This is a genomic window from Bacteroides eggerthii (assembly GCF_025146565.1).
Taxonomy (GTDB): domain Bacteria; phylum Bacteroidota; class Bacteroidia; order Bacteroidales; family Bacteroidaceae; genus Bacteroides; species Bacteroides eggerthii.
In genome coordinates, this window is sequence record NZ_CP102258.1 from 1,579,677 (window position 1) to 1,597,377 (window position 17,701).

Consider the following 17,701-nt stretch of genomic DNA (forward strand, 5'->3'; position numbering starts at 1 on the left):
AACTGATGTCACATAACTTGAAACGATTACTCATCGCTGTATATATCTGCCTTGTATGTCTGCTTGCCATAGCTACTTTCCTGGAGCAGGCATGCGGGACAGATTTTGTAGAAAAGTATATATATCATACTTTTTGGTTTTGTTGTCTCTGGGGGATTCTGGCTGCTCTGGCTGTTATGGCATTAATCAGACGGCAGCTATGGAAGCATCTTCCCACATTGTTGTTGCATGGTTCCTTCCTTGTGATTTTGGCGGGAGCCATGCTTACGTTTGTCAGCAGCCGGAAAGGATATGTGCACCTTACCGTAGGAAATAAAGTAGGTAGCTTTGTGGAACAGGAGAGCGGCCGGAGGATAGATTTACCCTTTACATTACTCTTGGACAGCTTTCGGGTGGAACACTATCCCGGTACGGAAGCTCCTGCGGATTATGTCAGCCATATTCGTATCTTGCGGTCGGGGCAGGATACGGACAGTGCCTCTTGCAGCCGCACCGTTTCCATGAACCGCATCCTGTCCGAACAGGGTTTCCGCTTCTATCAGTCGTCTTTTGATGAAGACAAACGAGGTAGTTGGCTGACAGTGAACTATGACCCTTGGGGAATAGGAGCTACCTATGCAGGGTATGTACTGCTGGGAATTTCTATGATTGGACTACTCTTCAGCCATGGGGGAGAATTCCGCAGGCTGATGAATCATCCGTTGCTTAGGGAGGGGGGCGTGTTCTGTCTTTTGCTGTTGGCGGGAAGTATGCAGGTGCAGGGACGGACGCTTCCGGCTTTAAGCATCAGGCAGGCGGATAGTCTGGCTTGTGAACAGGTTATTTACCATGACAGGGTAGTGCCCTTCAATACGCTTGCTCGTGATTTTGTGGTGAAACTGACAGGACGGCCGTCCTATGCGGGTTTAACTCCCGAACAGATTATCGGCGGATGGTTGCTGCGTCCGGAAGTGTGGCAGTACGAACCGATGATTTATATTAAGAATCGGGAGCTATGCCGTTTGTTGAACCTGAAAACGCCTTATGCTTCTGTGGCCGACTTGTTTGACGGACAGCGGTATCGTTTGCAAGACTTCTGGCAGGGCAGACAGGAAACCGGCCGGAAAATGTCCCCTTTGGAAAAGGCAATCGTAGAAACGGACGAAAAGGTGGGATTAATTCTGATGCTCCAAAAGGGAACCTTGATTCGCCCTTTGCCTAAAGATGGCAGCGTGAAGCCGTTGCCATTGTCAAAGATACGTGCGGAGCTTATCTACAACCGTATTCCTTTCAGTAAATGCCTGTTCATGTTCAATCTGACGGTTGGTTTGCTGGCATTCTTCCATTTGGTATATTGCGGTCTGCGCCATTCTTCGGAGCGGAGTGGTTTGTCACGCCGGATAAACCGTTTTCTTGTTGTGGCTCTTTATGCGGCATTCCTTTTCCAGCTCTTTGGATATGGTCTGCGTTGGTATGTGGGCGGACGCATTCCGTTGAGCAACGGATATGAGACGATGCAGTTTATGGCTTTGTGTACACTGGTGTTGGCGTGCTTGTTTCGCCGTAGGTTTCCGTTTACGGTTCCTTTCGGTTTTCTGCTTTCGGGATTTGCGTTACTCGTTGCTCATTTGGGGCAGATGAATCCGCAGATTACCCCTTTGATGCCTGTACTTGTGTCTCCATGGCTCAGTATGCACGTTTCGCTGATAATGATGTCCTATGCGCTTTTTGCCTTTATAATGCTGAATGGAATACTTGCTCTGTGCATTCGCAGACATGAGAGGATGCTGATGCTTCTCAGCCGTCTCTTGCTCTATCCGGCGAATTTCTTTTTGGGTGCAGGCATTTTCATGGGAGCTGTTTGGGCAAACGTGTCGTGGGGGCGGTACTGGGCGTGGGATCCTAAAGAGGTTTGGGCATTAATCACGTTCCTCGTGTACGGAATGGCGTTTCATTCGAAGAGCCTGTCCGCTTTCCGCAGGCCGTTGTTCTTTCACATCTATATGATTGCGGCTTTCCTTACAGTATTGATGACCTATTTCGGGGTGAATTACGTCTTGGGTGGCATGCATAGCTATGCAAATGCCTGATTAGAACGGTGATGTTACCTATTTATAATGACTGCCATTCTTTAATATACCTATATCGAGTGATTGCGGCATCGGATGCAATGGCGTATCTTTGCAATATCAGATTTAAAGAATGAATTAGTTAGTCATAATTACGTAACCACTTTTATGAAGATAAAAGGATCCCCGCTTTCCGATGCGATATCGTGAGACGGGGATTATTTATGATTCCACACGAATACTCCTGAATTATCAGGCTGTATTATTTCTTCCCGACAGGCTCTGCAAAAAATAAGTTCAAAGGTTTCGGTATATGCTAAAGGTTGGTAGGGTTTGTACCATCAGATGGTACGACGTGTACCTTACTATGGTATGAAGAATACCTTACTGTGGTACAAGCCGTACCACAGTAAGGTATTCTTCGTACCAAAGCATGGTCTTGATTTGGTATATGTATGCTGTTGATTGCGAGCTCGTTGTGTGACTCCTTTTATAGTGAATCTTTGATGTCCTGCAATTCCACCAGTTTGTTCACAATGGCATAAATGGTGAGACCGGCGGGAGAGTGTATTTGCAACTTGCGTGCAATGTTGCGGCGGTGAGTAATGACGGTGTGGATAGAGAGATACAGTTTGTCGGCAATCGCTTTATTGGTCATGCCCTTTACAACGCAAGTAATGATTTCCTTTTCGCGTTGGCTGAGCGTTTCCTGTTCGTTGTCTTTCTCTTCTTCCTCTTCAGCGTGGAGAAGGTGGTTGATTTTACCGGTAATTGCTTCAAGATCGTCACAGATAGCAATGCTTTCATCATACTCTTTCAAAGCATTGTTGTCTATGACGGAACATACCAATGCAATGTATTTGGTGCTGTTCTTACTGTGGTCTGCTTTAAAGGAAGGCAGGTCGAACCAGCCGCCGAAAGTAGGGTTTACGATTACAATGTCGGGAGTATGGAGATAAGTATAGTTCTGTAACGCTTCCGGTGAAGACACCTCAATGGGATGTGCGTTCAGATTGGGAATACGTTTGAGCACTGCCGCAAGACCACTTCGTACAATGACCGAAGTTTCTGCAACAACTATTTTCAGAGAAATATTATTGTTCATCTTTCAGCCTTTTTTCAATTTGTGCTACTGCAGGAACAAACATATAATCTTCCACCTGACAATGTGAAGCAAGATCCTGTTCGCAGTTGAAGATGTCGAACAGGACGGCGTTCAGGAGATTATTGTTTTCTTTTTCGGGATAGTATTTGATAATGATATTTTTCAGCTCTTTCAGTTTGGTATCTATCTGATTGTGCTTACTGGCAAAGGTGGCAATGTCGTATTCGTCGGACAGTCTGCCTTGCAGTAACTGTTCTACGTAAGTAAAGACGGCTTCATTTTCGTATTCCATGTGGCGGCGCACTTCTTTGGCATACTCATCAAAGAATTTGAGAATGAGGTAGGCCACATCGTTGTCTCTGGAGCAGTCTATGGCTTCTATCAGTTTGCGGCGCATGGCAGGCAGGTTGAAGTCGAGAAAGTAGGTGTGCGCACGCTTCAGATAATCCATGAGTGCCGGAATAGAGAATGAGTCGTTGTCAATACTGTAAGAGTATTGCTCCTCGCTGATGAAATTGGCTACGGCGAGGAAAGTGCGGTAGTCTACATGCTGGCTCTCACAGACATCCTTTACGCTCTTGTCTCCGAATCCAAGCGACAAACCGAAGCGGCTCATCACCATTAATAAGGAGTAGTTATCGCAGATGAGATCGCTCATCTTGTCCGTAGCCCGATATTTATGTTGTTCATTCATTGTAAGTTATTCCTTTTCACTATGTGTTCCGAGCGCAAAGTAACGGTTTTTCTTCGAGAATTGCAATCGCTATTTGTAGGTATTTTGAGTCTGCACACAGTCATTATTTATCATTGAACTAAAGTCTTTAGTTTATATTAACTAAATAAATTAGTTTTGTAACTAAATAATTTAGTTCTTTGTGAAAAAAGAAAGAATAGCTATGAAAGGACTGACTGCAAAAGAAGAAGAAATTATGGGTTTTTTCTGGAGAAAAGGACCGCTGTTTGTGAAAGAGATACTGGCGTTCTATGAAGAACCCAAACCGCATTTCAATACACTCTCCACCATAGTAAGAGGGCTTGAAGAAAAAGGTTTTCTGAATCACAACACGTTTGGCAACACGTATCAGTATTATGCAATGGTAAGTGTGGAGGACTTTAAGAAAGGAACATTGAAGAATGTCATTAGCAAATATTTCAATAATTCCTATTTGAGTGCGGTGTCATCACTGGTGAATGAGGAAGAATTTTCACTGGACGACTTGAAGCAACTGATACAGGATGTGGAAAAAGGCAAACTTTCGGAATAGTAACCGTCAATACGTATACTTCTATGGGCATACTATTTGTTTATATACTTAAATCATCCTTTTGTCTGGCGGTATTTTATCTGTTTTACCGTTTGTTGTTGAGCCGTGAGACGTTTCATCGTTTCAATCGCATTGCTCTGTTGGGGATTCTGCTGTTATCTTGTCTGTTGCCGTTTGTAGAAGTCAGTGTGAGACGGCCGGTTGAGATGTATCAGACTATGATGACGTGGGAGCAGTGGCTGTTGTTGGCAGATTTGGCAGGTACGGAAACTCATGCAGTGCAGGTGCAGGAGAATGTGGTTACGTGGATACAGGGATTGTTGCTGGTATATCTGTTCGGTATTCTTTTCTTCATGCTCCGCAATATATATTCGTTGTTTGGCTTATGGGTATTGTTGAAGTCGGGTAGGAGAGAGAAGGTTAGTGATTATGTTGTAACGGTTGTTAAGGCGGTTTTGATAGTGCATGAACGGGATATTTCACCATTTAGTTGGATGAGATATATCGTTATTTCACAGAAAGACTTGCATGAGAACGGTAGGGAGATCCTTACTCATGAACTGGCGCATATTCGTAACCGCCATTCATGGGATTTGTTTGCGGCGGATATATGCATATTCTTTCAATGGTTTAATCCGGCAGCGTGGCTGTTGAAACAGGAGTTACAGAATATCCATGAATACGAAGCTGATGAAACTGTTATCAATGAGGGTGTGGATGCGAGACAATATCAATTATTATTAATAAAAAAAGCCGTTGGCACAAGGCTCTACTCTATGGCCAACAGCTTTAATCACAGTAAACTTAAAAAACGTATCACTATGATGTTAAAAGAAAAATCAAGTCCGTGGGCACGTTTGAAGTATCTCTATGTACTTCCGGTAGCTGCTATTGCAGTAACAGCTTTTGCCCGTCCCGAAGTGTCTGAAACAGTGGAAGAAATTTCTGCCGTCAAAGTTAATGATTTAACGGCAATTGTAGAAACAAAAGTTGCGGAAAGTTCCGGACAGTTATTGCCTGTGCAGTCAGTTCCGAAAGACTCTGTGAACCGGAAAAGCAAGGTGGCAGTGCAACAAATGGACGAACTGGTGGTAGTGGGCTATGCTTCTAAAGACAGTGTGAAAGACAGAGAACCGGTATTTAATGTTGTAGAACAGATGCCTTCATTTCCGGGAGGAATGGAAGCCTTGATGCAATATCTGGCAAAGAATATGCGCTATCCGGTGGAGGCGCAGAAGAACAAGGTGCAAGGTAGGGTGGTTGTTGGCTTTATCGTTAGTAAGGATGGTGACATTAAAAAGGCGCATATTCTTCGTGGCGTAGATCCTGAGTTGGATGCGGAGGCTATCCGCGTGATAGAATCTATGCCTAGGTGGATGCCGGGCATGCAACGTGGAAAAGCGGTAGCAGTGAGTTATACACTACCCGTTATGTTCAGGTTGACGGAGGATGCTCTCGGCTTGAAATTGGTTGAGGCTTCCGGTTCAACTGCCGGAGAACTAGATAAAGGGGTAACTTTTTCTTACGCGGAGGGTAAGCAGCCGCTTTGTATTGTAAATGGTAAAGAAGTGGATTGGGCGGTGATGCGCGCCCTGAATCCCGATAGAATAAAAAGTATAACTGTACTGAAAGATAAGGCTATACTGGAAGAGAAGTATGGGGAAAAGGGGCAAAACGGTGTTTTGTTGATTACCTTAAAGGGATATACCGAATAACTGAGTCGGTTATACATCTTATCGGTTAGTCCTTGCAACCTACTGTGTTGTAAGGACTGATTTCTTTTATGTGATACGCTTAATCCGGATTGATTATTTATCTTTGTCCTGGGCCATGCAATTCTCGATATGAGCAAGTATTTCTTCCTCTTGTCCGGGATTGAACCAGCTTATTTCTTCGTCCCGTTTGAACCATGTCATTTGTTTACGGGAGTAAATGCGGGAGTTCTGTTGAATCTTCTCAATGGCGAAAGGCAGTGTCCATTCGCCGTCAAGGTAATTGAATATTTCCTTATAACCCACTGTATTCAGGGAGTTGAGCGCCCGATAAGGATAGACGCTGCGTGCTTCTTCCACAAGTCCGTCGGCTATCATCTGTTCCACGCGTCGGTTTATGCGGTCGTACAACTCTTGACGGTCACGTGTGAGACCTATTTTTATGATACGAAAAGGGCGTTCCTTTTTTTGTTGCGTGCGGAAAGAGGTGTAGGTCTTTCCGGTCATATAACAGATTTCCAAGGCATGTATTACCCGTTTGTGGTTCTTTAAGTCTACTGTTTTGTAATACTCCGGATCAAGCAGCTTCAGTTCGGTGCAGAGGTTCTCCAACCCCTCTGTCTCGTATTTGTGAAGCATCATCCGGCGGGTATCGGCATCTACGGTGGGAATGTCGTCAATGCCTTTGCATACGGCATCTACGTACATCATGGAGCCTCCTGTCAGGAGTACGACCTCATGCTCGGTATAGAGTTTCTCAAGAAGCTGCAGCACTTCGGTTTCATATTGGGCGGCACTGTAATAGTCGGTAAGTTGCAGTGTGCCGACAAAGTAGTGCCGTACACGTTGCTGTTGTTCCGGAGTGGGGGCAGCCGTACCGATTTTCAAATCGGCGTAAAGTTGTCTTGAATCGGCAGAAACTATGCATGTTCTGAAATGCTCCGCCAGGCGGAGGCTGAGTTCCGTCTTACCCACTCCCGTAGGTCCTATAAGTACTATCAATGTTTTCATGAGGCCGTAATAAAATAATTCGGGCGAAGAACAGTTGCATCCTCCGAAACGGGCATATCCTCATGGGATATTCCATTATCATTGGAGCAAATTATTATTCGCCCGAACCGGTTTATCAGAATTTGTCTTCTTCGTAAGGAATATCAGCGGCACCTTCGTCCAAACCTCCAAAGCCTTCTTTGTCGAAGTCCTCCATGTCAAAATCTTGGTCGCCGTAGAAGTTCTCGTCCAAATCAAGCGAACCGCCGGCAGCAGCCATTTCCTCAAAGTCGATGGTTTGTTTGGGTGCTTCTCCCGCTTTCTTTGTACATTTGGCTCCGGTCATACTCTTTCCGGTGATGATTTCAGAGAGCTCGATAAAGAAGCAGCGTTCTGTCATGTAGTCGAATACATACAGCAGTTTTTGCTTTTCGTCTTCTACCAATTCGCTGATTGGAGTATCTTTCATCACCCAGCTGTCTATCTCCGGATTGTCATCCATTTCTTCGAGAGTGATTTCTTTCTCCTTTTCCCAATCGTCGTCGCAGATGAAGAAAGAAGTCATTTGGTCGTTGGCGTAGCCTACTGATTTCAGGATAGCCTCGTGGAAGTCATAGAATGTAGCTTCCGGATCAATCTGTATTTCTCTGATGAAGTCGTCCGCTTCGTCGGAGATGAGAGTAAATCTATATATCATAATGTTAACTTTTTTATTTACTTGCAGGAATAATGCCGCGAGCTGATTCACGTATAAAGTTTACAATATAGCTGATTTCGGGTGTCATTTCCATTTCATTTTCAATCTTCTTCAAAGCGTCCGTATTGTTCATTCCGCTTTGATAGATGATGCGGTAGGCATCATGGATGGCCTCGATCGTTTCGTTGGAGAAACCGCGGCGACGCAGTCCCACAATGTTGAGACCTGCATAGCAAATAGGCTCCCGGCCGGCTATGATATACGGCGGTATATCTTTGCTGAAACGACATCCGCCTTGTATCATGCCGAAACCTCCTACGCGGCAGAACTGGTGCATCAGGACGTTGGCACTGATTATGGAGTTGTCGTCTATAACGATTTCTCCAGCCATTTTTGTTGAGTTACCGATAATGCAACCGCTTCCTATGAGGGCGTCGTGGGCAACGTGTACGCTTTCCATTAGCAGGTTGTTATTGCCTACGATTGTTTTTCCTTTGGCGGCTGTACCCCGGTTGATTGTTACGTTTTCGCGGATAATATTGTTATCGCCTATTTCGGCAGTAGTCTCTTCTCCTCTAAATTTCAGGTCTTGCGGAATGGCACCGATTACGGCTCCGGGAAAGATTGAGTTTCCATTGCCGATACGTGATCCGTACAGAATGTTGACATTTGCCATAATCTTATTGTTATCGCCGATTACCACATTCTTGTCAATGAAAACAAAAGGAGCAATCTCTACGTTTTCCCCGATTTTTGCTTCGGGATGAATATACGCTAAGGGACTTATCATAATTAACTTACTTGTTTTTTACTATTTGAGCCATAAATTCAGCCTCGCATACTACCTTTTCGCCTACAAATACATAGCCTTTCATGGTAGAGATGCCCCGGCGGATAGGAGCCATTAGTTCCACGCGGAAAATCAAAGTGTCTCCCGGCACTACTTTCTGGCGGAACTTAACACCGTCTATTTTCATGAAGTAGGTGGAGTAGCGCTCCGGTTCGTCTACTGAGTTCAGAACAAGCAGGCCACCTGTCTGCGCCATAGCTTCTACTTGCAATACGCCGGGCATGACCGGTTCCTGCGGGAAGTGTCCCTGGAAGAAAGGTTCGTTGGCTGTTACGTTTTTGACACCTACAATATAGTTGGCGCCTATCTCGATTACCTTGTCTACCAGTTGGAACGGATAGCGGTGCGGCAACAGTTCACGAATACGGTTCACGTCCATAATAGGTTCGCGGTTGCAGTCGTATGAAGGAGCCTGTATTTCGTGCAGGCGGATTTCCTTACGCATTTGGCGGGCGAACTTATTGTTGATGGTATGCCCCGGACGCGTGGCTATGATACGGCCTTTAATGGGTTTGCCGATTAGCGCCAAGTCGCCGATAACGTCCAGCAGTTTGTGACGTGCACATTCATTGGGCCATACCAACGGCTTGTGGTTGATGTAACCCAACTGTTTGGCATCCATGTGGGGAACGCCCATTACGTCGGCAAGCTTGTCGTAGGCATCCTGCGGCATTTCACGCTCGTAGATAACGATGGCGTTGTCCAAGTCGCCGCCTTTGATGAGGCCGGCTTGTAACAGCGGTTCTATTTCACGTACAAAAACGAAAGTACGGCTGGCGGCTACTTCATCCTTGAACTTCGTCATATCTTCCAATGTAGCAAACTGATTGGGGATGATAGTGGAGTCGTAAGATACCAATACATTTAAGCTGAAGTTCTCGTCGGGTAATACGATGATGGACGAACCGGTTGCCTCGTCGCGGAACTCAATCTTAGACTTGATAATATAGAAATCCTTTACAGCATTCTGCTCTACTGTGCCTACACGTTCAATTTCGTTGACGTAATATTGAGCGCTTCCGTCCAGAATAGGGAACTCCGGACCGTTTACCTGAATCAGGCAGTTGTCTATGCCCAACGCATAAAGCGCAGCCATACCATGCTCTATGGTACTTACTTTAACTCCGTTTTTGGAGAGTACAGTACCGCGTGTTGTCTCGGTCACATTATCGGCAACAGCGTCAATAACAGGCTGACCTTCCAGGTCGATACGCTGAATCTTATATCCATGGTTGTCCGGAGCAGGGTTGAAAGTAACGGTCAGGTCAAGTCCTGTATGAAGACCTTTCCCACTGAGTGAGAAGCTGTCTTTCAGTGTCTTTTGTTTCAACATTGGTTACTTATTTAATTGTTTTTTTAATTCATTGAGCTCTTTACGGAGGGCGTTCATCTCAAAGTACATATCCGGCAACTTGCGGAATACGGACTGTGACTTGAAATATGATTTCACTTCCATAGGCGGTGTACCTATTAATTGGCTGCCCTCCTTGATACTGCTGGGAACACCTGATTGAGCACCAAGGTTCACTTTGTTTCCGATATGAATATGTCCGGCTATACCCACCTGGCCACCAAACATACACCATTCACCTACTTTGGTGGAGCCGGCTATGCCCACCTGTGCGGCCATTACCGTATGTGAACCGATTTCATCATTGTGGGCTACCTGTATCAGATTGTCCAATTTCACACCACTGTGTACGATAGTCGCTCCCATTGTAGCGCGGTCTACGCAAGTGTTGGCTCCGATTTCCACGTCATCTTCCAATATGGCGATACCTATTTGGGGAATTTTCTCATAACCTTCGGGAGTAGGGGCGAATCCGAATCCGTCCGCACCGATGACGCAACCGGCATGCAGAATGCAGCGGTTGCCTATGCGGCAGTCGTGATAGATTGTCACATTTGCGTAAATAATACAGTCGCTGCCCACTTTGGCTCCGCTTCCAATGGTGGCATGCGGATGGATTACCGTATTGTCTCCCACTTCTGCGTACTCTCCGATGCAGGCAAAGGGAGCGATGTAAACATCCTTGCCTATTTTGGCTGTTTCGGCAACATAGGCCCGAGAATCAATCCCGGTACGTTTGGGTTTGCTCTGTTCATAAAGATTTAACAATTTGGCAAGGCTTTCATAAGCGTTGTCTACTTTAATCATAGTCGCTTTAACTTCCTGTTCGGGAACGAAGTCCTTGTTCACCAAAACGATACTTGATTGGGTTTCGTACAAATAGGGTATGTATTTAGGATTGGATAGGAAAGAGATTGCTCCGGGTATTCCTTCTTCGATCTTGGCGAAAGTATGTACGGTTGCATTCTCGTCTCCTACGATTTCTCCTTGGATAAATGTTGCAATTTGTTTAGCAGAGAACTCCATGTCTTATTGTTGTTAGATGGTTTCAAAACACAAATAACGGACTTTTTTTTTATATATCCTTGTCCTGTGATGAATATTTTATACTTATCTATGCAAACGTTGATAGCATAAGTAGTATTTTTTTACTTTTTTAGAGAGCAGGGATATATTAAGCATATCCGATGCTTCGGCTATATTTTTAGTGGATCCGTCGTTGTATAGGATGTCGATGCTGTCGTCTGCAGGATCGTACATATTCTTCTCAATGCTCGGGGTGGCAACGAAATAACTTGCTTCGGGAAGAAGGATGTCCAGTTGCCCGCTGATTTGCCGGATGATTTCTCTTTTCCGTTCCTCGCTGAAAGGATCGGTGGAGATTTCCACTTTGAATATATTACGGTTAATCATGCCCATACTTAGTGTGGAAAGTACTTTGTCCGGGTGGGTGCTCCATACTTTCAGGGCTGTCCAGATGTCGTTATCATCCAGTTGGATGTAGTTCTCCAGACAATCCGGATTATTGTAGAATATTTCCCGGTTGACATCATTATACAAGAAGAATTTCAATGCAGGCGAAGCAAACAAATCCATACCTTTTCCGGCCAGTTCCTTGGCACGTAGTAATGTACTGATGAGCATCTTCTCGTATGCAACCGATGTTTTGTGCAGATATACCTGCCAGTACATCAGGCGGCGTGCAGTGAGAAAGTTCTCAATGGAATAAATTCCTTTGGACTCGACGACCAGGTGGTCGTCTTTTACATCGAGCATTTTGATGATACGTGCTGAACCTATATTCCCTTCGGTAACTCCTGTGTAAAAGCTGTCGCGGCGCAGATAGTCCAGCCGGTCCATGTCCAGTTGCCCGCTTACCAACTGATGTAGGAAACGTTTGGGATACTCGTCTTTGAATATCTGGATGGCAAGCGTGAGCTGTCCGTTCATCTCCTTGTTGATGCGCTCCATTAGCATCAAAGAGATGTCTTCGTGCGAAACACCCTTTACGATAGTGTCCTCAAGTACATGAGAGAACGGGCCATGACCGATGTCATGCATCAGAATAGCCGCTTGTACGGCTTCCGCTTCACTGTCAAAGATGAAATTGCCTTTGGCTGTGAGTTGCTGGATAGCTTCGCTCATGAGATAGAATGAGCCCAAGGAGTGTTGGAACCGGGTGTGCTGTGCGCCGGGGTATACGACAGACGACAATCCCAGCTGCTTGATACGGGTCAGACGTTGCAAAAGGGGATGCCGTACAATGTCGTACAGCAACCCCTTCGGTATGTTAATGAACCCGAACACCGGGTCGTTGATGATTTTTCTTGCTTGCACCTTTTATCGTTGTTAGTTATTAATGGTTGGTGGTTTGTTGGCGTTTTTTTAGATATGAACAGCCTGCCGGTAAATCATCGGTCACTAATCATTAATCACTTTCTTCAGTTGTTCAGCCATTTGTGCCTGTACTTCCTGAGCGGCTTTACGTGAAGCAGCTGCAAAGTTTTCTGTCTTATCTACATAGATGATGCCGCGGCTGGAGTTCACAATCAGTCCACAGGTCCTGTTCATACCATATTTGCAGACTTCTTCCAATGAACCGCCTTGTGCACCCACGCCGGGTACTAAAAGGAAGTGGTTGGGAACAATCTTGCGGATATCTTCGAAAGCACGTCCCTGAGTGGCGCCCACTACGTACATCATTTGTTCATCGTTTGCCCATTCCTGTGACTTGCGCAATACTTTTTCAAAGAGGCGTTCGCCGTTCCGGTCCTCTGTCAGCTGGAAGTCGTGCGATCCTTTGTTGCTGGTCAGGGCAAGCAGGATAACCCATTTGTCTTCGTAAGTGAGGAACGGAGTAACGCTGTCTTCACCCATATAGGGCGCTACGGTCACCGAGTCGATATCCAACTCTTCAAAGAAAGTGCGTGCATACATGGCGGAAGTATTGCCTATATCACCACGTTTGGCATCGGCTATGATGAACTGGTCGGGGTAGTTTTGTTTGATATAGTTTACAGTCTTTTCGAAAGCGATCCAGCCTTTTACACCCATACTTTCATAAAAAGCAAGGTTTGGTTTGTAGGCGATACACAGGTCGGCTGTTGCGTCGATAATTGCTTTATTAAAAGCAAAGATGGGATCTTCTTCTTTCAATAGATGCTCCGGAATCTTTTTGATGTCCGTATCCAAACCAACGCAGAGAAATGATTTCTTGCGTTTGATATTTTCAAAGAGCTGTTGTTTATTCATATAGCAATTCTGTTAGTTTGATAGTTCTACTTTTTAAATAAATATCCTTTTATGCTCATTCTTGCATCCTCGTTGCTTTCTTTTTCATAATAAAAGTCGAAGCCGGTCAGTATGAACAGGTTTTTGGGGGAGTTGCACTGGAAAGGAGTAGGCAGTATGTGTCCATGTTTGCTGTTCTGTTCCAACTGTTCCAATGTCTTGAGTTCGATGTATACGCTGTCGTTCAGTTTGCCTGTCCGGGTATCGAGCGGGACAGGTAATATGCCGTTCTTGAGGTATTGCCGGGAAATGGTGAGCCGGTGGGATGACGCGCCATTATCGGGTACAGCGATAAACCGGGTGTAACCTTCGGGAATATCAACAATTGTTTGACTGTCGGTTTCGCCACTGTAAGTAACCCGTTTATTGCCAGTCTCGACAGCCACTGTATCCGCTTCCAGATCCATTGCCACAGAATACAGATTGTAAGTTACATTCTTGTCTATCAGATGAGTGACACTTTCCGTACCGAACCAGTTGCTCAAATACTTGAATTTACTGTTTATCTGTATGGCTTTCTTTTCCGGCAGCGAATATATCCATTCCTTGTATTGTTGCAATGATAAGGGAGCTTCTGTTTGGCAACTGTGTTGCATCTCGTCCCTTATTTCGTTGAGAATAGTGTTTTTTGTGATGCTGGCATAGTTGACAGGCAATGCAGACGTCAGCAAAAAGATAATGGCAAATGAAATGGGTATCCAATTGATGCGTCGGGCCTTTATGATGAACAACCCGATGCAGACAATATAAAACCAACCGTTGAGTGTCGCTAGATAGAGCCGGTTGAGGGTGATGCCGTAATCATTGAAGCGGCGTATAATGCCTATTGTCATCAATAGCAACAATGGCAATATCAATATGGGCATCCAGCGGGCAATCCAGTTGTCGAACCGTTTGCCTTCTTTGAAGCGGGTGGGGTATAACCCGAATTGGATGGCGATACATACTGTCATTAGCGCTACAATAAGCCATGATACCCAGCCTATGGGCAATTCCCAGCTGACAAGTATGCGGGTGGCATAAATATAAAGGACTGTCAGATAGCCGGCCGTAAGAGGCAGGAACAGATAGTGCAGAATACCGTTCAGAAACTCTGAAGAATGTGGCTCCCGGTTATGCTTGTCATCTCCTTGCGGCAGTAATCCGAGGAACAGCATTAATCCGAGCAACACGTTGCACAGATAGTAGATGTAGGCATAGCATTTTCCGCTGATGTGTATCTCAAATAATTGGTGGAGCGAAAACATCAGCAGGCTGATGCCTGCACATAGGATGAGTCCTATAACCTGCGTGACAATATATGAAGAAATGGCGTTCAGTGCAAAATTCCAGCTTGCAACGTCATTCTTTTCACGTAAGAATGAAAGGAAAAAAGTAGAAAGTCCTACGGCGAGAATAGCAGCAGCGTGGGCAATACCGATCTCGATCCACGAACTTTCTGTGGCAAGATAATAATAGAGAAGGAAAGCGTCGGCTATAAGCAGTGCGTGTGCGGCAAGTTGTATGCCCGTCTTCCACAAACGGCTTTTCACTTCTTCACTCCAGAGATGAAGTGTGAGTGAAAGCAGGATGCCTACCGATAGATAGTAGCCGGTTATGAACAGTAACCGGTCTTCGCCCTTCCAGCCTGTTGATGTCAGATAGATGAGATAGGCTGTGAATACAAAGATAAAGGTTACCGTAACCGGAAAACGCTTCAAGCAATTCTGAAACGCCTCGGCAGCTGTGTGAAACGCTTTCTCTACTGATAGCCTTTTCATAACTATAATTCGCTTTCTTTTAGCCTCTCTGCATTTTCCGCAACAATCAGGTGATCTATGCAGTCCTGAATGTCGCCGTCCATAAAGGCGGAGAGATTGTAAATTGTATAGTTGATGCGGTGGTCCGTAATACGTCCCTGCGGATAGTTGTAGGTACGTATTTTTGCCGAACGGTCACCGGTAGAAACCATTGTCTTTCGTTTGGAAGCGATGTCGTCGATGTATTTCTGGTGTTCCTTATCATATATAAAGGTACGCAGGCGGGAGAGGGCGCGTTCTTTGTTCTTCGGTTGGTCGCGTGTTTCGGTACATTCAATGAGAATTTCCTCTACGACACCGGTATTCGGGTTTTTCCAGTTGTAGCGTAGGCGTACACCGGATTCCACCTTATTTACGTTCTGACCGCCGGCGCCGCCACTTCGGAAAGTGTCCCATTTGATTTCTCCTTCATTGATCACTACATCGAATTCTTCGGCTTCGGGCAGTACGGCTACGGATGCGGCCGATGTATGTACACGTCCCTGAGTTTCGGTGGCAGGCACACGCTGCACGCGATGTACTCCCGACTCATATTTCAGCGTACCGTATACATTATCTCCTGTCACAGAACAGATGATTTCTTTGAAACCGCCGGCTGCGCCCTCATTGGCGCTGGATATATCCAGTTTCCAGCCTTTTGTTTCGCAGTACTTGGTGTACATGCGGAAAAGGTCTCCGGCAAAAATAGCTGCTTCGTCACCGCCTGCACCACCGCGGATTTCAAGAATAGCATTGCGGCTGTCCTGCGGGTCGGCAGGGACAAGCAGCAATTTGATCTGCTCTTCCAGTTCAGGTTGGCGCGTCTGGCAGGCGTCGAGTTCTTCGCGAGCCATTTCGCGCATTTCGGCGTCGGTTTCGTTGGCGATGATTTCTTTGGCTTCCTCAATGCCGCTTAATACCTGCATGTATTCTTTGCGGGCCTTCATCAGGTCACCCAGCTCTTTGTATTCTTTGGTGAGTTTGACGTAGCGCTTCTGGTCGGCAATCACTGCCGGGTCGGTTATCAGCGTGGATACTTCTTCGAAGCGGGCAACGAGTCCTTCCAGCTTTTCTAATATGGTGTTGTTATCTGCCATAATCTATTTGTACACTCTTCTCTTAAAACGATATTGTTTTCAGCAATTAGTTCCATGGAGCATGTTTACGATTCTGCCATATCGTGTCAACGGTGATATATTCTATACACGACCAGCCTATTATGCTTATTGAGCGTATAATGATGCGGTCAATCCTTGTTTCAGGTTCCTGAAAAAGTCCTATCAGTTCACTGATAAGGTCGATGATAACGAATAAAATGGCGATTGCACCTATCTGAACCACACTTTTAGGAACTTTGATGTAAGTACTATCGTTTTCTGTGCTCATTCTTAATTAGTATCTGAATTCTCCAAACTCGCTCTTGATAATCAATTCCTTCTTGTCACTCTCTTCGATACGTCCTACAATCTGTGCATCAATATTGAAACTCTTGCTGATAGCAATCACTTCTTCCGCATGTTCGGGAGAGAGGTACACTTCAAGGCGGTGTCCCATATTGAATACCTTGTACATTTCGCTCCAGTCCGTATCACTTTGTTCTTTGATAGTCTTGAACAACGGAGGAACCGGGAAAAGGTTATCTTTGATGACGCGGCAGTTGTCACCTACAAAATGCAGAACTTTGGTCTGTGCGCCGCCGGAGCAGTGCACCATGCCATGAATTTCGGGACGGAGGGCATCGAGCAGCTTTTTCACTACCGGCGCATACGTGCGGGTAGGAGAGAGCACCAGCTTGCCGGCATCCAAAGGACTGCCTTCGACGCTGTCAGTAAGTTTCAGTTTTCCGCTGTATACCAACTCGTCGGGTACGGCTTTGTCATAGCTTTCAGGATATTTCTCGGCGAGGTATTTGGAGAAAACATCGTGGCGGGCGCTGGTAAGTCCGTTGCTACCCATACCACCGTTATATTCTTTCTCATAAGTGGCTTGCCCGCAGGAGGACAGGCCTACAATCACATCACCCGGACGGATATTGGCATTGTTGATGACATCCGAGCGCTTCATGCGGCAAGTTACCGTAGAGTCTACGATAATGGTGCGTACCAAGTCGCCGACATCGGCCGTTTCGCCGCCGGTGGCATATACGCCTACACCCATTTCGCGAAGTTCGGCCAGCAGTTCATCCGTTCCGTTGATAATGGCGGAGATTACTTCTCCCGGAATGAGCAACTTATTGCGTCCGATAGTGCTTGATACCAAGATGTTGTCTACTGCACCCACGCAAAGCAGGTCGTCGATGTTCATAATCAGTGCATCTTGTGCAATGCCTTTCCAAACGGAGAGGTCACCTGTTTCCTTCCAGTACATGTAGGCCAGGCTGGATTTTGTTCCTGCGCCGTCGGCATGCATGATATTACAGTACTCGGGATCGCCGCCCAGAATGTCGGGAATGATTTTGCAGAAAGCCTGCGGGAAAATACCTTTGTCGATGTTTTTGATGGCGTTGTGTACATCTTCTTTTGATGCACTGACGCCTCTCATCATATATCGTTGGTTGCTCATGAGATAATAAGTTAGTTCAATTGTGTGCAAAAGTAGTGATTATTTCGCTTAT

Annotated in this window: 16 protein-coding genes; 3 read left to right on the forward strand and 13 right to left on the reverse strand. The window is 45.7% G+C overall.

All coding sequences use genetic code 11. The features are described from left to right. Positions 1-5 precede the first annotated feature (5 nt). A complete protein-coding gene (locus NQ546_RS06195) occupies positions 6-2,069 on the forward strand; it encodes a cytochrome c biogenesis protein CcsA (RefSeq protein WP_004289179.1) in 2,064 nt (687 codons plus the stop codon). Positions 2,070-2,538: 469 nt separating this feature from the next. Here NQ546_RS06195 and NQ546_RS06200 read toward each other — a convergent pair whose 3' ends face one another. Further along, positions 2,539-3,153: a response regulator transcription factor gene (locus NQ546_RS06200; protein ID WP_004289180.1), complete on the reverse strand. Its 615-nt coding sequence runs from the start codon at positions 3,151-3,153 to the stop codon at positions 2,539-2,541. After that, complete coding sequence (locus NQ546_RS06205) at positions 3,143-3,847, reverse strand: hemerythrin domain-containing protein (protein ID WP_004289181.1); 705 nt, start codon at positions 3,845-3,847, stop codon at positions 3,143-3,145. Before NQ546_RS06205 ends, NQ546_RS06200 begins: the two co-directional genes overlap by 11 nt. A 202-nt stretch (positions 3,848-4,049) precedes the next feature. Here NQ546_RS06205 and NQ546_RS06210 point away from each other — a divergent pair, with 202 nt between their 5' ends. Continuing rightward, positions 4,050-4,418, forward strand: a complete 369-nt coding sequence (locus NQ546_RS06210; RefSeq protein ID WP_004293808.1) for a BlaI/MecI/CopY family transcriptional regulator — start codon at positions 4,050-4,052, stop codon at positions 4,416-4,418. Positions 4,419-4,441: 23 nt separating this feature from the next. Continuing rightward, positions 4,442-6,133, forward strand: coding sequence for a M56 family metallopeptidase (locus NQ546_RS06215; RefSeq protein WP_004289183.1), 1,692 nt, complete (start codon positions 4,442-4,444; stop codon positions 6,131-6,133). 93 nt (positions 6,134-6,226) lie between these two features. Here the strand turns inward: NQ546_RS06215 and miaA are convergent, their stop codons facing one another. The 11 genes from miaA to NQ546_RS06270 all read right to left on the reverse strand — a co-directional run bounded on the left by miaA (position 6,227) and on the right by NQ546_RS06270 (position 17,649). Beyond that, entirely contained in the window at positions 6,227-7,141 is a 915-nt protein-coding gene (miaA, locus tag NQ546_RS06220) for a tRNA (adenosine(37)-N6)-dimethylallyltransferase MiaA (protein ID WP_004289184.1), read from the reverse strand. A 115-nt stretch (positions 7,142-7,256) separates the two neighbouring features. After that, entirely contained in the window at positions 7,257-7,817 is a 561-nt protein-coding gene (locus tag NQ546_RS06225; RefSeq protein WP_004289185.1) for an IS1096 element passenger TnpR family protein, read from the reverse strand. Positions 7,818-7,830: 13 nt separating this feature from the next. Next, entirely contained in the window at positions 7,831-8,607 is a 777-nt protein-coding gene (lpxA, locus tag NQ546_RS06230; RefSeq protein WP_004289186.1) for an acyl-ACP--UDP-N-acetylglucosamine O-acyltransferase, read from the reverse strand. 7 nt (positions 8,608-8,614) lie between these two features. Further along, positions 8,615-10,000, reverse strand: coding sequence for a bifunctional UDP-3-O-[3-hydroxymyristoyl] N-acetylglucosamine deacetylase/3-hydroxyacyl-ACP dehydratase (locus NQ546_RS06235; protein ID WP_004289187.1), 1,386 nt, complete (start codon positions 9,998-10,000; stop codon positions 8,615-8,617). 3 nt (positions 10,001-10,003) lie between these two features. Beyond that, complete coding sequence (gene lpxD, locus NQ546_RS06240) at positions 10,004-11,044, reverse strand: UDP-3-O-(3-hydroxymyristoyl)glucosamine N-acyltransferase (RefSeq protein ID WP_004289188.1); 1,041 nt, start codon at positions 11,042-11,044, stop codon at positions 10,004-10,006. Positions 11,045-11,128: 84 nt separating this feature from the next. Beyond that, positions 11,129-12,355: an HD domain-containing protein gene (locus NQ546_RS06245; RefSeq protein WP_004289189.1), complete on the reverse strand. Its 1,227-nt coding sequence runs from the start codon at positions 12,353-12,355 to the stop codon at positions 11,129-11,131. Positions 12,356-12,439: 84 nt separating this feature from the next. Then, a complete protein-coding gene (pyrF, locus tag NQ546_RS06250) occupies positions 12,440-13,270 on the reverse strand; it encodes an orotidine-5'-phosphate decarboxylase (RefSeq protein ID WP_004289190.1) in 831 nt (276 codons plus the stop codon). Between the two features lie 26 nt (positions 13,271-13,296). Further along, entirely contained in the window at positions 13,297-15,069 is a 1,773-nt protein-coding gene (locus tag NQ546_RS06255) for a DUF4153 domain-containing protein (RefSeq protein ID WP_004289191.1), read from the reverse strand. A gap of 2 nt (positions 15,070-15,071) precedes the next feature. Next, on the reverse strand, positions 15,072-16,184 hold the full coding sequence (prfA, locus tag NQ546_RS06260; RefSeq protein ID WP_004289192.1) for a peptide chain release factor 1: 1,113 nt from the start codon (positions 16,182-16,184) through the stop codon (positions 15,072-15,074). 46 nt (positions 16,185-16,230) lie between these two features. Further along, the gene (locus NQ546_RS06265; protein WP_004289193.1) at positions 16,231-16,473 is read right to left on the reverse strand and encodes a hypothetical protein; all 243 of its coding nucleotides are present in this window, start codon (positions 16,471-16,473) and stop codon (positions 16,231-16,233) included. A 6-nt stretch (positions 16,474-16,479) separates the two neighbouring features. Next, a complete protein-coding gene (locus NQ546_RS06270) occupies positions 16,480-17,649 on the reverse strand; it encodes an AIR synthase-related protein (protein WP_021939907.1) in 1,170 nt (389 codons plus the stop codon). Positions 17,650-17,701 lie beyond the last annotated feature (52 nt).